This is a genomic window from Vibrio sp. Makdt, assembly GCF_027587015.1.
GTDB classification, from domain to species: domain Bacteria; phylum Pseudomonadota; class Gammaproteobacteria; order Enterobacterales; family Vibrionaceae; genus Vibrio; species Vibrio chagasii_B.
This window is the reverse complement of record NZ_JAPPTH010000010.1, coordinates 39641-60739: the sequence shown is the minus strand read 5'-3', so window position 1 is coordinate 60739 and position 21099 is coordinate 39641. Positions and strand designations below refer to the sequence as shown.

19 protein-coding genes are annotated in these 21099 nt (G+C 43.1%); 7 read left to right on the top strand and 12 right to left on the bottom strand.

What is annotated here, in order from left to right; all coding sequences use genetic code 11:
• Window positions 1–55 precede the first annotated feature (55 nt).
• The 3 genes from OH460_RS13895 to yegD all read right to left on the bottom strand — a co-directional run bounded on the left by OH460_RS13895 (window position 56) and on the right by yegD (window position 3896).
• A complete protein-coding gene (locus tag OH460_RS13895) occupies window positions 56–688 on the bottom strand; it encodes a fumarylacetoacetate hydrolase family protein (RefSeq protein ID WP_269997936.1) in 633 nt (210 codons plus the stop codon).
• A gap of 288 nt (window positions 689–976) precedes the next feature.
• The gene (locus tag OH460_RS13890) at window positions 977–2050 is read right to left on the bottom strand and encodes a porin (RefSeq protein WP_116870890.1); all 1074 of its coding nucleotides are present in this window, start codon (window positions 2048–2050) and stop codon (window positions 977–979) included.
• 493 nt (window positions 2051–2543) lie between these two features.
• The gene (gene yegD / locus OH460_RS13885; protein ID WP_269997933.1) at window positions 2544–3896 is read right to left on the bottom strand and encodes a molecular chaperone; all 1353 of its coding nucleotides are present in this window, start codon (window positions 3894–3896) and stop codon (window positions 2544–2546) included.
• 158 nt (window positions 3897–4054) lie between these two features.
• Here yegD and OH460_RS13880 point away from each other — a divergent pair, with 158 nt between their 5' ends.
• The gene (locus OH460_RS13880) at window positions 4055–4363 is read left to right on the top strand and encodes a DUF1289 domain-containing protein (RefSeq protein WP_269997931.1); all 309 of its coding nucleotides are present in this window, start codon (window positions 4055–4057) and stop codon (window positions 4361–4363) included.
• Between the two features lie 99 nt (window positions 4364–4462).
• On the opposite strand, the gene OH460_RS13875 is transcribed toward OH460_RS13880, so the two are convergent.
• Window positions 4463–4813, bottom strand: a complete 351-nt coding sequence (locus OH460_RS13875; protein WP_061031245.1) for a HopJ type III effector protein — start codon at window positions 4811–4813, stop codon at window positions 4463–4465.
• 194 nt (window positions 4814–5007) lie between these two features.
• Here OH460_RS13875 and OH460_RS13870 point away from each other — a divergent pair, with 194 nt between their 5' ends.
• Window positions 5008–5667, top strand: a complete 660-nt coding sequence (locus tag OH460_RS13870; RefSeq protein WP_269997929.1) for a PilZ domain-containing protein — start codon at window positions 5008–5010, stop codon at window positions 5665–5667.
• A gap of 79 nt (window positions 5668–5746) precedes the next feature.
• On the opposite strand, the gene luxQ is transcribed toward OH460_RS13870, so the two are convergent.
• The 5 genes from luxQ to OH460_RS13845 all read right to left on the bottom strand — a co-directional run bounded on the left by luxQ (window position 5747) and on the right by OH460_RS13845 (window position 10948).
• A complete protein-coding gene (gene luxQ, locus OH460_RS13865; RefSeq protein WP_269997927.1) occupies window positions 5747–8317 on the bottom strand; it encodes a quorum-sensing autoinducer 2 sensor kinase/phosphatase LuxQ in 2571 nt (856 codons plus the stop codon).
• Window positions 8317–9411 (bottom strand): autoinducer 2-binding periplasmic protein LuxP, encoded by a 1095-nt coding sequence (locus tag OH460_RS13860; RefSeq protein WP_061031248.1) that lies wholly within the window; start codon window positions 9409–9411, stop codon window positions 8317–8319. Before OH460_RS13860 ends, luxQ begins: the two co-directional genes overlap by 1 nt.
• A 308-nt stretch (window positions 9412–9719) precedes the next feature.
• A complete protein-coding gene (locus OH460_RS13855) occupies window positions 9720–10034 on the bottom strand; it encodes a GIY-YIG nuclease family protein (RefSeq protein WP_269997924.1) in 315 nt (104 codons plus the stop codon).
• Window positions 10035–10691: a YceH family protein gene (locus tag OH460_RS13850; protein WP_269997922.1), complete on the bottom strand. Its 657-nt coding sequence runs from the start codon at window positions 10689–10691 to the stop codon at window positions 10035–10037. It lies immediately after the preceding gene.
• Window positions 10692–10747: 56 nt separating this feature from the next.
• Complete coding sequence (locus tag OH460_RS13845; protein ID WP_008217256.1) at window positions 10748–10948, bottom strand: hypothetical protein; 201 nt, start codon at window positions 10946–10948, stop codon at window positions 10748–10750.
• Window positions 10949–11143: 195 nt separating this feature from the next.
• Here OH460_RS13845 and OH460_RS13840 point away from each other — a divergent pair, with 195 nt between their 5' ends.
• The 3 genes from OH460_RS13840 (at window position 11144) to OH460_RS13830 (ending at window position 12627) form a co-directional block, all read left to right on the top strand.
• The gene (locus OH460_RS13840; RefSeq protein WP_004742367.1) at window positions 11144–11458 is read left to right on the top strand and encodes a DUF496 family protein; all 315 of its coding nucleotides are present in this window, start codon (window positions 11144–11146) and stop codon (window positions 11456–11458) included.
• Between the two features lie 140 nt (window positions 11459–11598).
• On the top strand, window positions 11599–12225 hold the full coding sequence (locus OH460_RS13835) for a D-Ala-D-Ala carboxypeptidase family metallohydrolase (protein WP_269997917.1): 627 nt from the start codon (window positions 11599–11601) through the stop codon (window positions 12223–12225).
• 165 nt (window positions 12226–12390) lie between these two features.
• A complete protein-coding gene (locus tag OH460_RS13830) occupies window positions 12391–12627 on the top strand; it encodes a hypothetical protein (protein WP_008217263.1) in 237 nt (78 codons plus the stop codon).
• Window positions 12628–12700: 73 nt separating this feature from the next.
• On the opposite strand, the gene OH460_RS13825 is transcribed toward OH460_RS13830, so the two are convergent.
• Window positions 12701–15265 (bottom strand): ATP-binding protein, encoded by a 2565-nt coding sequence (locus OH460_RS13825; RefSeq protein WP_269998173.1) that lies wholly within the window; start codon window positions 15263–15265, stop codon window positions 12701–12703.
• A gap of 849 nt (window positions 15266–16114) precedes the next feature.
• Between OH460_RS13825 and OH460_RS13820 the strand changes: the two genes are divergently transcribed.
• Entirely contained in the window at window positions 16115–17551 is a 1437-nt protein-coding gene (locus tag OH460_RS13820) for a glyceraldehyde-3-phosphate dehydrogenase (protein WP_269997915.1), read from the top strand.
• Between the two features lie 196 nt (window positions 17552–17747).
• On the opposite strand, the gene OH460_RS13815 is transcribed toward OH460_RS13820, so the two are convergent.
• Both OH460_RS13815 and hcp read right to left on the bottom strand, forming a co-directional pair.
• Window positions 17748–18803, bottom strand: coding sequence for a hybrid-cluster NAD(P)-dependent oxidoreductase (locus OH460_RS13815; RefSeq protein ID WP_269997913.1), 1056 nt, complete (start codon window positions 18801–18803; stop codon window positions 17748–17750).
• A gap of 101 nt (window positions 18804–18904) precedes the next feature.
• Window positions 18905–20566 (bottom strand): hydroxylamine reductase, encoded by a 1662-nt coding sequence (hcp, locus tag OH460_RS13810; protein WP_269997911.1) that lies wholly within the window; start codon window positions 20564–20566, stop codon window positions 18905–18907.
• A gap of 273 nt (window positions 20567–20839) precedes the next feature.
• Here hcp and OH460_RS13805 point away from each other — a divergent pair, with 273 nt between their 5' ends.
• Window positions 20840–21070: a hypothetical protein gene (locus tag OH460_RS13805; RefSeq protein ID WP_017630489.1), complete on the top strand. Its 231-nt coding sequence runs from the start codon at window positions 20840–20842 to the stop codon at window positions 21068–21070.
• Window positions 21071–21099 lie beyond the last annotated feature (29 nt).

Here is a 21099-nt window from a genome sequence, read left to right as displayed (position 1 = left end):
TAAAAACCAACATCATAAAGTTAGCCCAAATTATTAACTAAACAGATAACAATAGTTAACTCGCGACCCACTCTATCTCTATCAATGTTGTCTCACCACACTTAAGGCGGCCAAGGAAAATATCACCTTGGTGCACTTCTCCGACGCCTTTCGGGGTGCCTGTCATCACAACATCGCCATCCAGCAAGGTCGTGTAAGAAGAGAGCTCTTCGAGGATAGTTTTCGGGGAATATAGCATCTGCTCAACGTGCCCTTTCTGAACACGAACACAGTTAATAAACAGCTCTAGATTCAAGTCTTCAAGACCCAAATCTGTTGTGGGTACAAAGCGGCTAAGAACAGCAGAACCGTCAAACGCTTTAGCGCGCTCCCAAGGCAAGCCTTTTGCTTTCAAGCTACTTTGCAACTCGCGCTTAGTCAGGTCTAACCCTAAACCTACCGCTGAGTATTGACCGTTTTCAACGATGAAACAGATTTCAGCTTCATAGTGTAGGGCTTCTTGATGAAAAGAAGAGAGAGAAGAAGTTACGCTAGTAGACGGCTTGTTGAACACCACCATAGCATCTGGGATCGCGTTGTTAAGCTCTTCGATATGATCGACATAGTTACGCCCAACACACAGCACTTTCGTCGGTGTCGCTGTTCGTTTCGAATTCATTAACTGTTCCTGATCTACAACGCTGCTCATAGTTTATCCCTGAACTATTTTTGGAATGCAGAGTTTACCTCATCACAAAGAGAGAATCTTCGACAAGCTGACTACTGATCTCTAAATTCTGATCTTTAGCTCAATTCGCTCATTGGGAAGTTTTTGTAAGGAGATCGCTGCATTAAGAAATGGCCATTCAAAACAGAAGCACAAAACGAAAAAAGCCCTCTCCAACCAAAAGGTTTGAGAGGGCTTAGCATGGTGTCTAGGACAGTATCCTAAAAGGTAAACCTAAGGAGTAAACACTATGCTAAATCAATCTGCGACTTATAGGTAGTAACGAGCACCAAGAGTCCACTTGTCATCAGTAGTGCGACCGTTGTCATCGTTTAGGTCAAATTGGTAACCAGTGTAACCTACAAAGTTGCTAGTGAAGTTGTACTCAGCTTGTAGAGCTAGCTCTTCACGAGCTGTAGTAGTTGTGCCACCTTTGAATACTTCGCCTTCAACTACTTCGTAGTTCACGCTAAGGTTTAGGCTGTTTGCAAAAGCGTATGCAGCTAATAGTTCGTAAGCATCGCTCTCTTCAAGAGTAGTACCGCTTACAAGGCCAGCATTCATATTCTCGTTGAAGCCGTAGATACCGGCAAGGTATAGACCTGAGCCGTAAGAACCGTATGCTGCAGATATTAGGTGAGATTCAGCAGTCTTAGAAACACCAGAATCCGTGAAGTCACCAGTGTTGAATGCGTAGCCTAATTTAACGCCAGCAATAGAGTAACCAAGAGTTGCTTGAACACGGTCACCGTAAGAAACAGTTGAGCGAGTTGTAACAATTACACCGCCAACGTTTCTTTCTGTATCAGTAGTAACATCGTTATCACCTTGCCAACCTAGACCAAAGCTAAACTCACCAGCTTCACCTAGCTCAAATGCATTGCGGTAGCTAAGCATTTTGTCTGCACGACCAGTACCAAGAGCACCGTGGTTATCGTATAAGAAGTCATTCGCAAACGCGATTGGCATATCTGTCGCTGCCGCTACATCGTAGTAAGGAGACCATTGTGTACCTGCAACTGCACGACCAAACTCATCGTGAGTTAGACCAACGTAACCTAGACGAGTTGTGAATGTCTCATCACCACCATCTAGGTAGTTAAGTGCCCATTCGCCTTTAGCGTCAGCAGTGAAGCCGTTGCCTAATTCTTGAGTAGCGTTAAAGTTGATACGTGGAGAGTTAGTACCAACATCAGTCTCGCCTTCTTCTGAACCATTAACGTTCACTGAAACGTGGCCGCCAACTGAGAATGTTGTGCCGTCTTCGTTGTAAAGTTCTACTGCAACTGCCTGTGTACCAAATACTGCACCAGAAATCGCTAGCGCTAAAAGTTTCTTATTCATTGTCATATCCATTTGTAGCTGGGTGAGTTATTCACTAACAACCTCGTGCTTACGGAGAAGTTGTTACCTGCATTTAACAAGTAGGCAAACACTAATCGATGAATGACAAAAAAGTTGCATTAAAATATATAAAATAAAGAAAGCAATGCTATAAAAAACAAAAAATCAATTTAAAACAAAACCTTAACTTAGGATAAGTAAATCCTCATTGTGATTTATTTACAAAAAATGAAACTTATTTTTGCTTTTTAAATCACTAAAAAAGCATTAAAAATCAAAACACCAAAACTACTCATCAGACCAATACATCACACCACCTCAAAGCTGAAACATCTTGTAACATCTAGAATCCAGCCGAAATATTTAGCTTCTCGAACTAATTTCGACTTTAGAGTCCGGGCAGCTACTCCGTTAGCTAATTTGGTCTTTTCGAATACAAAAAAAGGGCAACTAATCAGAAATCAGTTGCCCTTTATCACGCGTTATTTCACTCTTATTTGAAACATACCTCAGCCCAACGAGCTAAACCCGCCGTTACGGAACCAAAATAGTTGCCACTCACAATAGGCACATTCGGTACGGCTTGTTGAACCGCTTCTCGAAGGATAGGTGAACGTGCAGAACCACCCGTCATATAAATAACATCTGGTTTCTTTTGACCTTGTTGAATGGCCTCTTTAACCAACTCAATCATCTTAGACTTTGGCGTATCGATAGCATCGACCATCTGTTCAACTGAGATATCGACTTCGATCAACTCGGAGGCAACATTCATCGCTGCGCGATACTCAGAAGACTCCGCCAACGCAATCTTGGCTTCTTCGGCTCTACGTACGATGCCGTAACCTAAGGTATCGTGATATACCTTAAGTAAACGGTCTAGCTTCTGTGGCTCTGCGGCTTCTTTACGAAGTAACTTAAGCGCTGCAAGGTTTTCTCGAGAATAAAAATTCTTCTGAGCTTCTACATTGTTGATAGCAATTGGATTCCAGAATTGGGTTAATGGCATATCAATACCGGAAATGGCTTTACTGCTCATACCGAAAGGTGACATCAGTTGTTTGAAAGCGAGGTAAATATCTAAATCATTCCCCCCAACCCTTTGACCACTGTGTGCCAATAAGCTCCGGCTACGGTCCGCTTTCCCAGACCAACTCGGGCCCATTTCCAATAAAGAACAGTCGGTCGTACCACCACCAATATCAACCACTAATACTGTTTGGTTTTCGGTCAAAGTGCTTTCATAGTCTAAGCCAGCAGCTACGGGTTCAAACTGAAAGGCAATATCAAGGAAGCCTGCACGCTTCGCAGCGCGAGATAAGATAGCTTCAGCTTGTCTATTTGCCTCTTCACCACCTCGACCGTGGAAGTTTATTGGTCGACCAATCACCGCTTGTTTAATGTGTTCTTGAGTAGTGAACTCAGCTTGCTGTTTGATGTTCGCCATCATGGCACATACTAAATCTTCAAAGAAGCTGACCTGAACGTCATGCAGCCCGCTTGCGCCAAGGAAAGACTTAGGAGACTTAACATAATAAACATCGCGTGGATCTTCTAAGTATAGATCCAACGCGGCTTGGCCAAATGCCATGTCTTCTGGCACCAAGTCGATACTCTCTTCCCGGTTCAGCGCAATCGCTCGTCGAAGCACTTGCTCACCAACCGCATCACTCGGTTTGATGTTCAAGTGACGAAATAGGTGTTCAGATACGCTCTCACGAGTAGGAGCAAGAACGGTTGAGGGAATATAGTGGTTGCTGCCTTCTAATGGTAACAAGCTTGGCTCTCCATTGACCATTGCAGCCACAGAACAGTTTGCTGTTCCATAATCAAATCCAATAAACATAATATCCCCCAGTCAACAAAAGGGGCGAGATGCTACATGAAAAGCCTTTAAATTACGAGGTCATTTGGTGTTTTACTAAGTCAAATTTTAGTGAGTTGGCTCTTAAAACAGAAACAAGTATGTTACATTTCAGCCCAAACCAATCAAGGGTCCGAAAGATGAAAACACCTTGCCGAGCGGCTTGTAAAAATAATGGTGGCATGTGCAGTGGCTGCTTTAGAACAATGGACGAGATTATAGGCTGGAAAGACCTATCTGAAAATGAAAGAGAGTCGGTGATGGACAACCTAAGTGGTGCGAGTTCCACACATCAATGTCCGCAATGTAATGAGCCAGCTCAATGCGATATCAGTGCCGGTAAAGAGACCTGTTGGTGCTTTGAGCTAGAGAAAAGAGACACGAGCTCTGTACCCAAGTTTGGAGTATGTATGTGTCGTAAATGCTTGTCTGAATTGCCAATTCAGTAGCCTGCCGTATGGAAAGATATAAAATCTGAAGCGAGATAAACTCATCTCGCTTCAGGGTCTTAATGTTAAGTAAGTATTTACTTCGCCGGTGAAACCTATTTACTTAGACTTCAATACCAACGCTGGCTGGGAGAATTCCACCCCGCCCCAACCGTGAATCATAAAGTTACGGATGTTTTGGTGATCAGTATTCTCTGGGAAACCTAGTACATCATTGCGGTAGTATTGACCAAAACACGCGAGTGTTTGCTCTGCTGAAAGCCCTTGATCTTGGCCGAACGCAAAAATTTTACACGAACCGTTGTTCTGTCCAGCCTCATTCACGACATCCCCGTTGCGAAATTCACATTCACAAAAGTCATAATGTGCTTCAATCACCTGCATCGTATCTTCAAACTGCACATTCTCTGGGGACTCAGACAGGGTGTTTAACAAGGTTTCTAGTTCCATTTACCATTTCTCCATTGAGTGAATTATTGATAGCAGTGTAACGTGTTTTTCGACAAGAGTAAGCCAATGTTTGAGTAACAACCCGTTTCTAGTTTTCATCCCGCCAACCTCATTTCCTTAATGAAAGTAATGACATAGCTTTATTAGGACGTTATATTATTTCAACAGACAGTTAACATTGTTCATCGATAAATATGCATAAAGATAAAAACGTAGAACTGTTTAGATACCTGAAACCAGGTACAAAAGCAGCAGGTGTATTAGAGTTTGGCCCCGACGACTCAATTCAGATCAGTACTCTATATATTGGGCACAAAGAAGAGCAGTACCTTATCCTGGAACTGTCACAAAAAGCGACCGAGGCACTGACGTTAAGAAAGCTCGTCAACGTCGATATCATCGTTCGAGCGATTACAGACACAGAACTTGGGCACATCGTCGCCTTCAAAACCAATGTCCTGGCTCATATCACCTCCCCTGCGCATCTTCTATTTCTTCGTCCGCCAACGAGCTTTGCAACAAAACCAATCCGCGAACACGAAAGATACAAAGTGCGCCTCAACTGCGAAGTTACCTTTGACACCTTGACACTAAACGCTGTGTTAGTCGATTTCTCTGTTTCCGGCTGTGGTATCTACATTACACAACAATCCGATATTGATGTGGGATGGAAGGTAAAGGTGGATTCAATATTGAGTGAGCACTTAGATAGTGAATTGGTTTACAAAGTCGTGAGTAAGAAAAGACAGGGCCAAGGTTGGGTACTAGGAATTCAATTCCCTGAACACCTAGACATGAGTGATGAGCTTAAAACATTACTGTTAGAACAAGCTTTCGTTGCTGGCTTTGTATAGTTGTTCTCGGATGTTCAGAATGCAGAGCTCGACACCGCTCGGTGTGGCACAGCCTTGCATTCAAAGAGTTAAAGAAAAATTAGAGTCTGTTTTGATCCCAGTATGATTTTTTGAAATGAACAAAAGCTTGATGCAACGACTCTTCTTTGATCGGTTTAACAATCACATAGTTGGCACCTGCAGCCATAAAACTATCCCTTGTCGATTCTTGAGCATCTGCAGTACACGCATAAATCGGGGCTAATACACCGATTTCCTCTCGCAACTGTTGTGTCGTTTCAACGCCGCCAAGGTTAGGAAGTTGATTATCCATTAGAATGAGGTCATAAGTGGTTGCTTTTGCGAGCTCTATGGCCTCCAGACCATCTTTCGCCCAGGTCACCACCATGCCATATTTTTTACAAAAAGCCTGTGCGATGAAAGCATTGGTGTGGTTATCTTCCACCAGCAACACCTTCAAAGAGCGATCGAATAGCGCCTCAGGTTCAATACCTGTTTGCTGCTTAACATCAATTAGCGGCTTAGAGTGCAGTTCAACTGGGATTTCGATGATGAATTCCGAGCCTTGATCTTTAGCACTGCGAACCTGAATATCGCCTTCCAGCATGTCGACCAAGTTTTTAACAATGGTTAACCCTAACCCAGTCCCGCCGTACTCCCGTGTTGTCGTTTCTTCGGCTTGGACAAAGGGTTCAAAAACAGCATCAATTTTACTCCCATCAATACCAATGCCGGTGTCTTTCACGCGAACGATCAAGCTGGCTTTATTCGTATTGAAGATACTTTCAAGTTCGAAGCTAACGGAGATACCACCTTGATGCGTAAACTTTAGGGCGTTACTCAACAAATTAAACATAATTTGGTTCAAACGCACTTGGTCGGTATTGATTTCAATGTCATCAACAAGGTGATTAACGATAGAAAACGTGACAGATTTATCCTCACAAAGGGGGCGATAAATACTGTCTAAAGTGTTAATCAACTCCCCTAAGCGGAAGTCTTTCTTCTGAATATTAAACTGCCCCTGCTCGATCTTTGAAAAATCCAAGATATCGTTTAACACCGCTAGCAGGTGCTCCGCACTGTTACAAAGTACATCAACTTGCTCTCGGTTATCTTCACTGTGCACAGAACGCTTGAGCAGTTGAGAAACGCCTAATATACCGTTAAGTGGTGTACGAATTTCGTGGCTCATCTTTGCTAAGAAATCAGCACGAACATTCGCAAGATGCTCTGCCTCTTCTCTGGCACGATCGGCTTGTCTCTCCGCTTCAACCAACTTGGTTATGTCTTGTCCTTGTACTACGACGCCTGTGATGCCATGTTCAACCCGAATCGCCGACATATTCCAACGGAACACCTTTTCGCCAATCGGTACGTTAATGCCCGTCAACTTGGCCCCTTGAACCACCATTTGTATGTTTGGCAGCATGCGATGTTCGAACTCATGTGCGACGGCACCATAATTATCATCTTCATCAAACAGCGCCATACGCGCTGCTGGATTCATTTGAATCAAGTCTCCTTTTTCAGACCAAACCAAAATGGGAGAATGAGCAAAGTTAAACAGGTCTTGGAATTTTTGGTTTTGTTCAGATAAACGTTCAAAGGTATCCTCAAGCGTACAGCCTATGTGGTGAAACTCGAAAATATTAGAGCCATCAAATTTGTTGTACTCTTCGCTGTCACTGGCTGAGCGAGTGAAGTCCATGAGCTTATCAAGTTCAGCTGAAACTCTTCTCTGAATCCAAGAACGGGCAAAGAAAGACATGAAAACGATCACAACAATGACAACGATGATCGCACGCTCATAGTTTTCTTCTAAGGCGATGAAGTTACTGTTCTTTTGAACGGCACGAATGACAAGAGGCGTTTCTACCGCGTTGATTTTAATCGTGGTGATAGTGACAAAATGACGAGGTAATTGCTCGTAGATTCTGTAATTGAGGATGTCTGTTATCGAGTAACTTTCATCACCACTGAAGGTTGAAGTAACAGGCGTACCGTGCGCTTCAATCACGATATTTTCGCAGTTACTGCCCTGCTGGATAGACTCTGCGAGAGAAAAATTATTATCAAGGACAATGGCAATATACAGCTGTCCGAGTACTTCGCCCGTTTTACTGTCAACAATAGGAGTACGACGAGCTAGCAAGTGACGCTTACCTATATCCGTCATCAGTTGAATAAAGTGCCAATTGCTACTGAACGAAACCTCTTCAGAAATATGCTTCAGGCTTTTGTCATCCAAGCCATAAAACTGACCGTTACCGTCCTCCCACGCTAAGCCGTCATGAGTAGAGACAAAGCGAAGATCTGGCGCATGTTCCGGTTCACGCTGGTCGACACCAAAGAAAAAGTAGCTAAGTACCTCTTCGTCATTGGTCTTAAAATATTCACGTAGCGTATCACTGTGCGAGCTACTATCCTGGTGAATTTGCAACACAGACAAACGGTAATCAAACATATTCTGGATCAAGCTAGAGGTTTGCTTAACCGTTCTATTGGTCTCTTGTTTTACAATACTACTACTGGTCTCGTAGTTATGAATAAGCACGCCAAGCGCCATCACCCCGATCACTAAAATAATGATACGTGTAATTAATTTGGCTAGGGTGTTCCTTGGAGTATTGGCGTAGCTTTTCTTCATTATTGACCTGAGTATCTAAATGCTCGCTGTTTGAGTTCAGAAATACGTTCTGGTGAGTCTTCCTTGGTCACCACTTCAAAATCACCTGAGTAAACTGTAGGAACTTGTTGCCCTGCAAGGTCCCACTTAATCGCCTCTGCCATTGCAATGCCTGTGTCATCGTTCATACGCATAACCGTCACATCAAGGTCACCTCTAGCAATGGCTTCAAGCTCAGCAGATCCGCCGCCCCAACCATTCACTAGGATATCTCGACCAGACTCACGAATGGCATCTGCAGCGCCGAGAGCGACATCAGTTGCACAGGCATAAATAAAGTCTAGGTCTTTATCGTTCTCAATGCTGATTTTAGCGGCTTGATAACCGCTCTCTTTATCTGACTTGGTGTAAAACGACGACTTTAACGCAAAGTTTGTATCGCTATTCACATCATGGATAAACGTATCACCTCGCGCATCGCTGATATAGCCTTCTGAGCGGTATAGAACCGAGTATTTGCTTCCTGGCTTGCTCGCAGTTTTAAAGTAATCCGCTAACTTCAAACTGCCGGTAGCATGGTCAAAACCCACATACATAAACGGTTGTCTGTCAGCCCATGCACGAACAGGTGTCGTAATGTTCTGTAGAATCAACTTAGTCTCTGTTGAGGTCAATACATGTTCGATAAACTTGCGGTGACGCGTGGTATCCAGTGTGAAGATTAAGTAATCCGTCTTGTTTTCAATGGCTTCTTGCAACGAGATGCTCTGCTGAGTGAGATCCGCATTCACTCGCGTAAACACTTGGTTAATCTGGTAGTTTATTCTCAACTTGTCGAGTCGCTTTTCAAAGGCTTGAATATTACGAACCCAGTAATCAGAGATCTGTTGCCCAGGATAAACGACGGAAATAGTGATGGGCTCGTCTTGCGCTTTCGCGAGCGGGACTGGGTGTTTTTTTACGGCCTCGACCATCTTATCGGTTAATGTTTTTTGTTCTGGGAAGTTAGAAAGATATTCTTGGTACTCCCAATATCCATTTAGGACATGAGTACCATGGGAGAGAGCGGACGCAGAAAATACGGCAAGTCCAAACAACATCAGTAAACGTTTCATATTTTTCTCGTTTTATATGAGCTACTTTGGCTCATTTTTTAACCTAGCATGACACCACCTCTTTGGATGGCTGAAAGATATTATGTAGGACAACGAGGATAAATGATAGCGGCTAAAACTAATTAGAATGACATTCTAAATGACTAATGTGTCAAATGAGTTTAATGATTGGAAGATTAGAACATCAAGCGCGTAGATACACATCATTAATTTTATATTTTCAATCTAAAAATCAGACATTTAGTGAAATTTAGCGTCGAGCTTTCACTTATTAAGATTTAATCAATAACGACAATTTTAGGTATGAATTATGAGACTTCGTTATATTGAATACTGCCATCTCGCCACTCAATCATCAGCTTGAGTGATACCAAACTTTCTTTACGCAGTTTGGGTAATTGTTTGATCGCGTATTCAGTTTTTAGTGCCTCACTTTTTGACTGTACGTTCATACTCCAAACTAGCTTTAGCGGCCCCTTACCTTTTAGGGCTTTAGCTCCTTTACCAGTTTGATGCTGTTCGAATCGGCGTTGTAGATTATTAGTGACACCACAATACAAAGCGTTATGACGATTGCGGATCAGGTACACCACCCAATCCGCGTTTTTTTCAGATTCAGACATTTATAGCAGAGATTCAACCAGAGCTTTCAACTCGGCGACTTCAGCTCTTAGACTTGCGACTTCAGACTCTAGCTCTTCCAGCTTCTCATTCGATGCAGCCGGTACAGCAACACTTGCAGGCGCCGTCGCAAACGCTTCTACATCTACTTCACCACTCAGTAAATGCTGGTAACGTGACTCACGCTTGCCAGCTTCACGAGGCAATTTAACCACAAGAGCGCCAGCTTCACGTGTCGCTAGTTTCTCAAGTGTTGCTTCCACCTCTTTCACATCACTGAAGTTCGCCAAACGCCCCGTTCGTGTGCGTAATTCGCCCGGGGTCTGTGCACCACGCAATAACATGCAGCAGATGATAGCGCGTTCTTGTTCTGTAAATTGCAGGTCACCAAACTCGGTATTGCAGAAACGATGCTGATACTTATTCACACGGCTATTGAAGCTGCTTTCGTCACTCACCATGCGACGGGCCATCAAACCGTCAACGGCATCTAATACTTCTGATTCAGACAGCGAGAGAACAGGTTCACGGTTACTTTTCTGGTTACAAGCCGTAGTTAAGCTGTTTAATGTCAGCGGGTAGTGATCAGGAGTCGTGACTTCTTTCTCGATCAAACAGCCAATGATTCTCGCTTCAATTGGGGAAAGTACTGTGTTCATCGTTATTCCTTTTTATTATTTTGGTGATTTCGTCTCAGCGCCTATTTATGCAACGTTTAGTGCTCAGATAAAATTGGTACTCGCTTCTTTCTACCCTGCTCATCAATCATTATGATCTTAGAACGGTTTAGCTCTATTTCCACGACTTCCAAATAAGTACGCTCTTTTACATACGCATCACGAAGCTTGTTTTGCTCTGCTGAAGATTCAGTCACTTTATCGCCCGAATCTTCGATTTCCAATTGTTGTTGATTCATTTCACATTTCGTATCAATGCAGTATCTACATGGGATACTAACTTGATCGGTAAGATAAAAACAATCACACATCGGCGAGAGTGACGAATAATTAAACAACCTTACTTTTGCTTTGATCTAAAGACTGTTACATCATCAATTGATGTGCTTTAATCAGAACCAGACAACGTATTTGACGAATAGGAAAAGGAATCTATGAGCAGCGTATTTGAAATTGTTAACCAAGCACGACGTAAGAACAAACTTAAGCGTGAACTTCTAGACAACGAAAAGAAAGTTCGTGACAACCGCAAGCGTGTTGACCTTCTTGATAACCTACTTGATTACATCAAGCCAGAGATGACTCACGACGAGATCCTAGGCATTATCAAAAACATGAAAGCTGACTACGAAGACCGTGTTGATGACCACATCATTAAGAGCGCAGAGATTTCTAAAGCACGTCGCGACATCAGCCGCCGTATCCGTGAACTAACTGAAGAAGACAAGCAAATTCAAGGTAAGAAGTAATCTTATTAAATTGAATGAATTGTTAAGTAACCCACTCATTGTAGTGGGTTTTTTTGTACATAAATTCCAGTGTCTATACTTAAGTTTACGCATTTATTGAATCAAGTATCACTAGCCAACGTAAGCAATGGAGTCACCATATGTACTCAACCATTCTTATTACCTTAGCGCTATCAAGCACTCTACCCTATCCTGAAGAATTCGAAAGACTGTATACCGAAGAGACCGAAATCACTTACGATGATCTCGTGGTCGACGTTCATGGCTACAAGGTTCCGACTCGTTCGGCCTTTCGAGGCTGGATGCTACTTAATCACGCAGAAGACAAAGTAAGAGAGATTGGACAGCAGCTCAAAGATGCTGGAATCACCCAAAGCATGCCTTTGCATCTGGTACTGCTACAAGGAACAGATTGGGCAATGAGCAACACCACCTTGTTTACGCTTCCGGATAAGAAAAACGTGCCGAATATGATCAATACATTGAAATATATTCAGCAATACATTGAACCCGAAATTGGTGTTGTTATACCTGTGTCCGGTGAACGAACCCAAATCTATAACCAACAAGCTGGCGGTGCACTACGAAGTAAACACTTAGAATTCTGCGCCTTGGACCTAGTCCCAGCGAATGACATTACTCGAGAACAACTGCACGTAAAACTCAAAAAAATTCATGCTGAGTTTGGGCAGAAAAATAACGTTGGTCTGGGTTTGTATTCTGGTGTTCGTTTCCATATTGATACTTGTGGCTTTAGACAATGGTAAAAATACACCTAAAAGTCAAAAAGACACATAAATTGCAATTGTCTTTTTGACTACAAAAGAGTGACACCTAAAGTTAAAACACTGATAATCAAGAATTTTAAATCTTGGAACACTAATTGCTATTAGTTAAATATCAAAACAACTATTAGTAACTAGGAATTCAATATGAAGACGATGACTCAACGCTTTCAAACTCTACTTTCTGTATCTAACTTCAGCCTAGCAATCACCACCTTGCTTATGCTACTCAGCATAATTATCGCTTACCCAATGGCGGACCATTTCTCATTACCGGTTCAGATCGTTGCGCACATCAGCACTATCATTGTGGCGGCTTTCGTCAAAATCAGTTATGTCGGTCGATGCCTTGCGCAATACAACCTTGGAATGGAAGTGCGTTAAATATCGGTAGATTCGTTCTAAAACTCAAAGCAAAAAAGCTCAACGACTTGTTGAGCCTCGAGTGAGATATCCATTAAACAATATCAAGACTGCTAAACAGATCATAGAGTTGGTGAGATTTATAAGGTTTAGGTAAATAAGCATTCATGCCCGCATCAAAACAATCTTTGATGTCTTCTTCTAACACACTTGCAGTTAAAGCAATAATGGGTAGTGGTGTCGCTTGTTGTTCAAGCTCCCACTGCCGGATTGCTCTGGTCGCTGTTATCCCATCCATGACTGGCATCATGCAATCCATCAACACGGCATCAAATTGCGCGCCCTGAGTGATAACATCAACCGCCTCTTGCCCATTACTAGTAATTAGATATTCATAGCCAGCTTGTTCAAGAAAGAAGCTCGCTATCTTCTGATTCATTAAATTATCTTCGACAATCAAGATACGTCGATTCAGAGGACGTACTTCTTCTTTTTCTGATTTGGCTTCAGGTACCAGTTCTTCATTCGCATCAAGAGACAATAGACTATTCAGGAAACGTCGCCCCAAGAATGGCAGTGTATGAGTTGAATGAACGGACTCTGTAATCAGATTGGTTTTGAATAAGTGGTGCTGACAAACAATCACACGGTCTAAAGGGTATTGTGTTTTCAAAGCCGCTAAATCACTCTGCAATGAGTGATGTAAGGTATGGCAATACAGTACGAAGTCGCTCCCTTTGATCTCTTCATCTAACGACGATACCGAGCCGACCACCTTGGGTATTATGTTGAGACGCTCACACTCTTTGACTAATTGATCGAGATAGTTAAAAGAGTTGGAAATGATCGTCGCACGATTTAAATTTTCAAAGCTTTGAACTTGCGTCTCGACTACATCGACATACAGACAGAACGTAAAGGTAGAGCCTTCACCTTTTACTGAACGCGCAGTGATGTATCCACCCATTAAGTCGACAAGCTGCCTACAGATTGCTAACCCAAGCCCTGTACCACCAAACTGACGCGTGATACTGCCATCCTCTTGGGTAAAAGGCTCAAAGATGGATTCTAGTTTTTCTGGTTCAATACCGATGCCCGTATCCGAAACACTGCACTCGAGCTTACCTCTGCCCATCGACATTGGCGTATAAGCTATGTCCGTAGTAATGGTACCGTTGGAGGTAAACTTGATAGCATTCGACAATAAATTCGTCAGCACCTGCCTGACACGGTATTCATCGAAAAACAGCTGTGCTGGGGTCTGGGAGTCAATGTTTACATCAAGCTCAATATCTTTACTGATCGCCTTAGATAAAATCACGCTCACAGAGTCATAGACCGCTTCTCGTAAGTCAGCGTTATGAGGAGAGAGCATGAGATTACCTGACTCAATTTTGGACAAGTCGAGAATGTCATTCAACAGCACTAGTAATGAGTGCGATGACGACTCAATATCCGCAAGCACCTCTTGTTGGTTGGGACTCAGTTTGCTCTGAGACAGGATCTCCGCCATGCCAATAATCCCATTCAGTGGTGTGCGAATTTCATGGGACATATTGGCGAGAAACGCACTTTTCGCTTTATTCGCTGAAACCGCATCTTCTTTGGCTTCAACCAATTCTTGATTGTGCTGATAGTTACGTTCCATTACTCGATTTAACGTATCGGTAAACTCAACCAGCTCATCGTTGCCATCAATTTTGATCATCTTGGGCTTACCATCGCTGTCAGCGCACTCAGATACCCCTTTTAAGATAAGTGATAGGTTTCGATTTAAGTGTATCGAAGTCATGGCGCCCAGCCACAACAACACGCCAGACACAACGAGAATCAGAAGGGAGATAACCAATGTTTGTCGCTTCTGTAGTGCGATGTTGTTTGTTAGCTCAAACTGCAACTGCTTAGTATAACTGCTAATCGCTTTGGAAATTGCTCGCTTTTTGATTTCCAAACTTTTGAGGTGTTTGTATATTTCAGGTGATGAAAAATCGCCTTTGAGGATTCGAGATATAAATTTGTCTTGAAAATCATCTTTGGCGACCGCGTTTAGCAGTTGCCTAATTTCAGGTGAACGAGTATCAGAGCGGAAAAATGTATCAAGCAACTGTTGCTGCCTCTCTAGCGCACCTACATAGCTCAATAAGTATTGATTTCTTAGCTCGGGCGAGCGATACAAACTGTAGCTTAACCACGCCTCTCGCTGAGTCCAAAACACGTAGTTAGAGAGGTGGATAAACATGGCTTCAGTTTGATCTATGTTTCCATCGACTAAAGCGATGTGAAGTTCAGATAGCTCCATCAACACATCTTTCAACAAACGAAAAGCGCGCTCAGTCAATTGCTTATTTTCCGCATTTTCCGGTGAGCTCGCCAAACTCATCAGCACCGTTTTCAACTCCATCAACTGAGATTCAATACTCCAATGGGAGTCAGACTGTTGCAGTTTTATTCCATACTGATTAAGCCGACCCAACTCGGATTGCAGCGTTAAAAGTAACTGGCCTTTATCAGGAGAGTCATTAGACAGCACCAACCATCGATAAGCATCACTTGAAATCGTATTAAAAGATTGAAGAGCTTCAACCTTAATGCGTGTGGTCTCAAGGTTATTCATCTTCTTGTCATTCTTTAACACTTGATTCACTGTAAACCCAAACATGATGAGTACAGAAACGGTGGAAAGAAAAATAAGACGCCATCTAATTGACATGTTTATCATTTTTATAACTACTCCCTTCCCGAAAGTAATTTTACCTAGCCCAGTTTAAGAATAGGACATTAACAGAAGGTTATTGATCAAATTGGATATGGACAAACGATACTCTGAGCCCAAAATAAGCAATAACATTGAACACAGTGAACAATAGACGTTTGAATGGAAGAAGTGTGAAAAGAGCTAAAACCAGCTAAATCGAGTTATTATCACTCGCATAACAAGTCCAAGGAACTGGGCAGTCCACATCAAAAGTCAGTCAGTAACCGCCCAAGAGACCAACGAACTCAAAAATTACGTTAAATTTGTGAGATCCAATCGTTTGCGTTCTGCGTTTTTTTCACTCAATCATGTCTTATTCAAAAGTCGAACAACAAAAACGACGAATTAGCTCATCTATTGTTTACCAATCACGTGTAAGTTAAGCCCTCAATCACACTTTTGATGTTAACTATGACTTTCATTACATATGATATTTTGATTTGAGTGTTTTTTAGGGAAAATTAAGTGCTACAGATTATTAAAGTCAATAGCCATTCCATACGCGAAAAACTTGATTTATGGCTAATATCACGCCAGTTGATAGAGAATTTATCTACATTTATTTTTCCTAGCAGAATAACCAGTCGTACCTTACAATCCTGCCACATAAAAATTACAAGTTACAAACAACGCATATCAAGCATATTTAAGTGGCATTAAAGACCACCGCCTGATAGCTCAACCCCTATGCTGATTGGCTTCCCTACAACTGCCATGACTGCAGAAACTCAACGTGAAAGGTCCCGAGTAAAGATGAGTCCCGAAAAGCACCTCCTAGACTGGCAAACTAGTCAAACTATTGCTGAATCCATCGCTCCAACTTTAGGTCAGTTATACCGTCAAAAAGGCGTAGAAGTTATCCTCTTCGGTAAGACCTTAGTTAACGCAACAACGATCGACATCATCAAAGCTCACCGCATCGCAAAACGCTACACTGGTTCACCGCTAACCGCAGAACAGACTCAACCAATTATCCAACATCTTCTATCAATGCGCCTTTCTCCATGCCGCGTTGATGTTGGTCGTCTAGCAGCTAAGTACTGGGAAAACCACGAAGATCTCAGCGCGATGGATGATTTCCTTCAAACGGCTCTAATGGGTTCATTAGAAGGCGAAGCGATGTCTACGCCACGCGACGTTGTGTTATACGGCTTCGGTCGTATCGGTCGTCTACTCACTCGTATTCTTGTAGAGAAAAGCGGTCCTGGTTACCCACTTCGTTTACGTGCAATCGTGGTTCGTGGCGGTAAAGATGGTGATTTAGAGAAACGCGCAAGCCTGCTACGTCGTGACTCAGTTCATGGCCAGTTCAACGGCAGCATCGTGGTAGACCAAGAGCGTAAAGCGATCATTGTTAACGGTAACTTCATCCAAGTTATCTACGCAAACAAGCCTGAAGACGTGGATTACACCGCTTACGGCATTGATAACGCACTGGTCGTTGATAACACAGGAGTGTGGCGTGACGCGGAAGGCCTAAGCCAACACGTAGCGTGTAACGGTGCAAGCAAAGTACTGCTTACTGCACCTGGTAAAGGCGACATTAAAAACGTTGTGTTTGGTGTGAATGAAGATGTGATTCAACCTAAAGACACGATCATTTCTGCAGCAAGCTGTACAACGAATGCGATTACACCTGTGCTGAAAGCCGTTCACGATAAGTTTGGTGTTCTATCTGGGCACATCGAAACAGTTCACTCATTCACCAATGACCAAAACCTGATTGATAACTTCCACTCAGGTGATCGTCGTGGTCGTGCTGCTTCATTGAACATGGTACTGACATCAACTGGTGCTGCAAAAGCAGTATCAAAAGCAATGCCAGAGATGGAAGGTAAGCTAACAGGTAATGCGATTCGTGTCCCTACGCCGAATGTTTCAATGGCAGTAGCAAACCTAAATCTTGAGAAAGGTACCAACAAAGACGAGCTAAACGCGTACCTACGTGAAATTGCGCTGTCTTCTGCCCTATCCGCTCAAATTGATTACACAGATTCAACTGAGATTGTATCTACTGACTTGGTTGGCTCTCGCCACCCTGGCGTCGTTGACGGTGTTGCAACTATCGCGCAAGACAACCGCGCTGTTCTTTACATCTGGTACGACAACGAGTTTGGCTACAGCTGCCAAGTTGTTCACTGTATGGAACAGATGATGGGTGTTCGCTACAAGACTTACCCAGCGGTTTAAACAACCTCGATCTTGTAACTAACTCAGCGCAACCAGCTCCACAACATAATAACTATATCTGCGAAGCCTGTTTCAGGCTTCGCAACCCCTTTTGTTTTACTCCCCCGTATAAACAGAAGGGTTGCCACTTAGATCTGCTCTCTCTAACGGATCTGAGTGGCCTTTTTATATCAGAATTTCTGATACACCATCTCTTCTAAAGCTCTACCTCGACATCCGACTGAATCGAGCTTGAACATGCCAGTACATAACCTTGCTCTACCTCCTCTGCTGTCAGAGTTTCTTGGCTGCTTGATTCCACCGAACCTTTGGTCACTTTGCATTTGCAAGAGCCACAAATACCGCTGCGACACGCGATAATAATTGGCACACCCGCTTGCTCTAGTGAATCAGCAAGTGGCGTACCCACTTCTGCTTCCACTTCTTTGCCAAACGTTGGGACAAATACTTTAACTGCACTGTTCTCATTGTCAGCGACTTCAGTTTGAGGCTCTTCTAAATGAGCATTCTGAGTAGCCGGTGTAAAGCTTTCTTGATAGAAGTTATCCATGTTGAACTCAAGTTCTTTTAGATAGCTTTCTATGTCGTGCATGAAACCAACTGGGCCACAAAGATAGACGGTGCGATCTAAAATATCAGGGCTTAGACTGACCAGCCAATTCTTATCCAATCGACCTTTAGGCGCTGTAGTACCTTGGTTATCTTTAAGCAGTAACTTAAGGTTGAAGTTGTCATATGCTTCATCGAGCTGGTGAAGCTCTTCAAAATAAATCGTCTCTCGCTTATTTCGCGCCATATGGATGAAGTCAATCTCAACGCCGCTATCTTGACTCAGCCAATACTTCACCATCGCCATAACAGGTGTGATACCACAACCTGCACTGACTAACGTTACCTTCTTGCTCTCAGTCGGCATGCAATCAATACAGTTAAAGCCACCAGCAGGTTTTAAAACAGCAACCTCATCGCCTTCATCAAGCTCATCGACAATAAAGTTAGACACCAAGCCACCTTCAACACGTTTAACCGTAAGCTTTAAGCGATTGTCCTCTGGACAAGAAGCCACCGAGTAAGCGCGATAATCGGTTTTTGTCGGCATATCCAAGCCCAACGTGATGAACTGGCCTGGCTTAAAATTGAAATGTAGGTCTTGTGGAATACTGCCAAGCTCGAAGCTGACCGTATCTGGCGTCTCGTGCCATTTCTTTAAGCATACTAAATTGATTGAATCGCTATCCGACCATGCATACATAGTTCACACACCTTACTAATACTAAAGAATTAAATCTAAAAAGCCCCGCAGCTGCACGTTCGAAGAGAACAGCAACAACGAGGCTTGGAAGTGGGCTTACATTAAGCCGCTAAGATTGTTTTAAGATCTTGCTCTGGCGTTGAGATAGCACGCATGTCGAACTCATCTTGAATAATCTTAAGTAGGTTTTCTGTTAGGAATGCTGGCGCTGTTGGGCCTGTGTAAATGCCTTTCACACCCAGCGCAAACAAAGTAAGCAGAATAACAATCGCTTTTTGCTCAAACCAAGACAGGACGAGTGTTAGCGGTAGCTCGTTAATGCCACAGTCAAACTCTTGAGACAGTGCAAGCGCAAGCTGAATCGCTGAGTAAGCATCGTTACATTGACCCACATCTAATAGACGAGGAATGCCATTGATGTCACCAAACTGGTTTTTGTTGAAACGGAACTTACCACACGCCAAAGTTAGGATAACTGAGTCTTCTGGGGCTTGAGCTGTGAAGTCTGTGTAGTAGCTGCGCTCAGATTTGTCACCGTCACAACCGCCCACAAGGAAGAAGTGTTTGATGTTGCCTTCTTTCACTTGTTCAACAACCGCAGGTGCAGCTTCCATCAATGCATTACGACCAAAGCCGACAGTGATCATTTGCTCGATCTCGTCATGCTTGAAGCCTTCTTGTGCAAGTGCACAATCGATTACTGCACTGAAATCGTCGCCTTCAAGGTGAGCAACACCCGGCCAACCAACAATGCTACGTGTAAACAGACGGTCAGCATACGCCCCCACATCTGGGTTAAGCAGACAGTTAGACGTCATCACAATCGCACCAGGGAAGTTCGCGAACTCTTTCTGTTGGTTCTGCCAAGCGCTACCGTAGTTACCTGCAAGATGTGGGTATTTGTGCAGTTCAGGGTAACCGTGTGCAGGAAGCATCTCACCGTTGGTGTAAACGTTGATGCCTTTGCCTTCGGTTTGCTGAAGGATCTTTTCTAGATCGTGAAGGTCGTGACCAGAGACAAGAATACAATGACCTTTCTTAGTCTTAACATTCACCGTTGTAGGCTGCGGGTGACCAAAGGTATCTGTCTCCCCCTTGTCCAACATTTCCATTACTTTGTAGTTCATCAAGCCGATCTGCATTGATGTATCCAATAGCTGTTTTAAGTCGGTTGGATCTGTACCTAGGAAAGACATGATCTCATGATATTCAGCAAAGATAGCATTGTCTGTTTGACCAAGAACGCGAGCGTGTTCCATGTATGCTGCTGCACCTTTTAAGCCATATAGGCAAAGAAGACGAAGACCAATCACATCTTCGTGTTGAGAGTCGTGACCACGGTTAACCGCAGCTTGTGGTGCAAGCGACAATAGCTCTGAAGATTCCGTTGGAAGATCGAATTGCGCGGCAGGAGAAAGCGCTGGAATTTCGAAACCAATTAACATCGCGGCTGCACGAACTTTCTGTTCTAAACGCTGTTTGAATTCGTGAGATTGCTGTGCAAATTCGATGATACGCGCAGGGTCGAAGTTAACGTTGGTCAATGTTGCGAAGAACGCTTTTGGTGCCCACTCGTCAATTTCAGTATCAATAACATCGCAAGTGCGACCTAAATTTGCCCAAAAAGAAACACCTTGAAGAGAATACACCAACACATCTTGAAGGTCTGACACTTCCGAGGTTTTACCACACATACCTTGTGCGAAAGAACAGCCTTTTACAGTGGGTGTTTGAATGGTTTGTTCACATTGAATACAGAACATATAGGGGCTCCAGTAATTTTTATTAGCTGTAAGTACTTTGCTTACAGTGACTTATTCCAAACCCTATAGAGCATCAACTGTGCCAACTTTTAAATCATTGATTTTAAATGACTTATCTATATTCCATATTTTTAGTGCGTGTTTATGACTACATTTACACACCCAAAGTCAACACACCCGTGTCATAGTGACTCTCGGTAATTATTTAACGGCGTTCATGTTTCGTTCAGAATAGAAGCGATAAAGTAACAACATAGAAAAAGAGGAATGAATATGAAAAATATATTAGTTACGATTGTTGCGCTGTTTACTGGCCTTTTAGCGCTATTCACAAGCTTGATCCTTGCTATTCCTTTAGCTATTGCAGCTTTAATTACTGGCAAGCGCATTCAAAATCAAATGAAGAAACAAGGCTTCGCAGCTCATATGAACACTCGTCAGTCATCAACCAGTGATGCAGGTGTGATTGAAGGTGAATACGAAGACCTTTCAAACAGAAAATAGTCTAAGCTTTTGCTTCAAGACAACAACGA

Coding starts and splice junctions, on each gene's coding strand:
- OH460_RS13895 (WP_269997936.1), bottom strand. CDS start 688: ATGAGCAGCGTTGTAGATCAGGAACAGTTAATGAATTCGAAACGAACA.
- OH460_RS13890 (WP_116870890.1), bottom strand. CDS start 2,050: ATGAATAAGAAACTTTTAGCGCTAGCGATTTCTGGTGCAGTATTTGGT.
- yegD (WP_269997933.1), bottom strand. CDS start 3,896: ATGTTTATTGGATTTGATTATGGAACAGCAAACTGTTCTGTGGCTGCA.
- OH460_RS13880 (WP_269997931.1), top strand. CDS start 4,055: ATGAAAACACCTTGCCGAGCGGCTTGTAAAAATAATGGTGGCATGTGC.
- OH460_RS13875 (WP_061031245.1), bottom strand. CDS start 4,813: ATGGAACTAGAAACCTTGTTAAACACCCTGTCTGAGTCCCCAGAGAAT.
- OH460_RS13870 (WP_269997929.1), top strand. CDS start 5,008: ATGCATAAAGATAAAAACGTAGAACTGTTTAGATACCTGAAACCAGGT.
- luxQ (WP_269997927.1), bottom strand. CDS start 8,317: ATGAAGAAAAGCTACGCCAATACTCCAAGGAACACCCTAGCCAAATTA.
- OH460_RS13860 (WP_061031248.1), bottom strand. CDS start 9,411: ATGAAACGTTTACTGATGTTGTTTGGACTTGCCGTATTTTCTGCGTCC.
- OH460_RS13855 (WP_269997924.1), bottom strand. CDS start 10,034: ATGTCTGAATCTGAAAAAAACGCGGATTGGGTGGTGTACCTGATCCGC.
- OH460_RS13850 (WP_269997922.1), bottom strand. CDS start 10,691: ATGAACACAGTACTTTCCCCAATTGAAGCGAGAATCATTGGCTGTTTG.
- OH460_RS13845 (WP_008217256.1), bottom strand. CDS start 10,948: ATGAATCAACAACAATTGGAAATCGAAGATTCGGGCGATAAAGTGACT.
- OH460_RS13840 (WP_004742367.1), top strand. CDS start 11,144: ATGAGCAGCGTATTTGAAATTGTTAACCAAGCACGACGTAAGAACAAA.
- OH460_RS13835 (WP_269997917.1), top strand. CDS start 11,599: ATGTACTCAACCATTCTTATTACCTTAGCGCTATCAAGCACTCTACCC.
- OH460_RS13830 (WP_008217263.1), top strand. CDS start 12,391: ATGAAGACGATGACTCAACGCTTTCAAACTCTACTTTCTGTATCTAAC.
- OH460_RS13825 (WP_269998173.1), bottom strand. CDS start 15,265: ATGTTTGGGTTTACAGTGAATCAAGTGTTAAAGAATGACAAGAAGATG.
- OH460_RS13820 (WP_269997915.1), top strand. CDS start 16,115: ATGAGTCCCGAAAAGCACCTCCTAGACTGGCAAACTAGTCAAACTATT.
- OH460_RS13815 (WP_269997913.1), bottom strand. CDS start 18,803: ATGTATGCATGGTCGGATAGCGATTCAATCAATTTAGTATGCTTAAAG.
- hcp (WP_269997911.1), bottom strand. CDS start 20,566: ATGTTCTGTATTCAATGTGAACAAACCATTCAAACACCCACTGTAAAA.
- OH460_RS13805 (WP_017630489.1), top strand. CDS start 20,840: ATGAAAAATATATTAGTTACGATTGTTGCGCTGTTTACTGGCCTTTTA.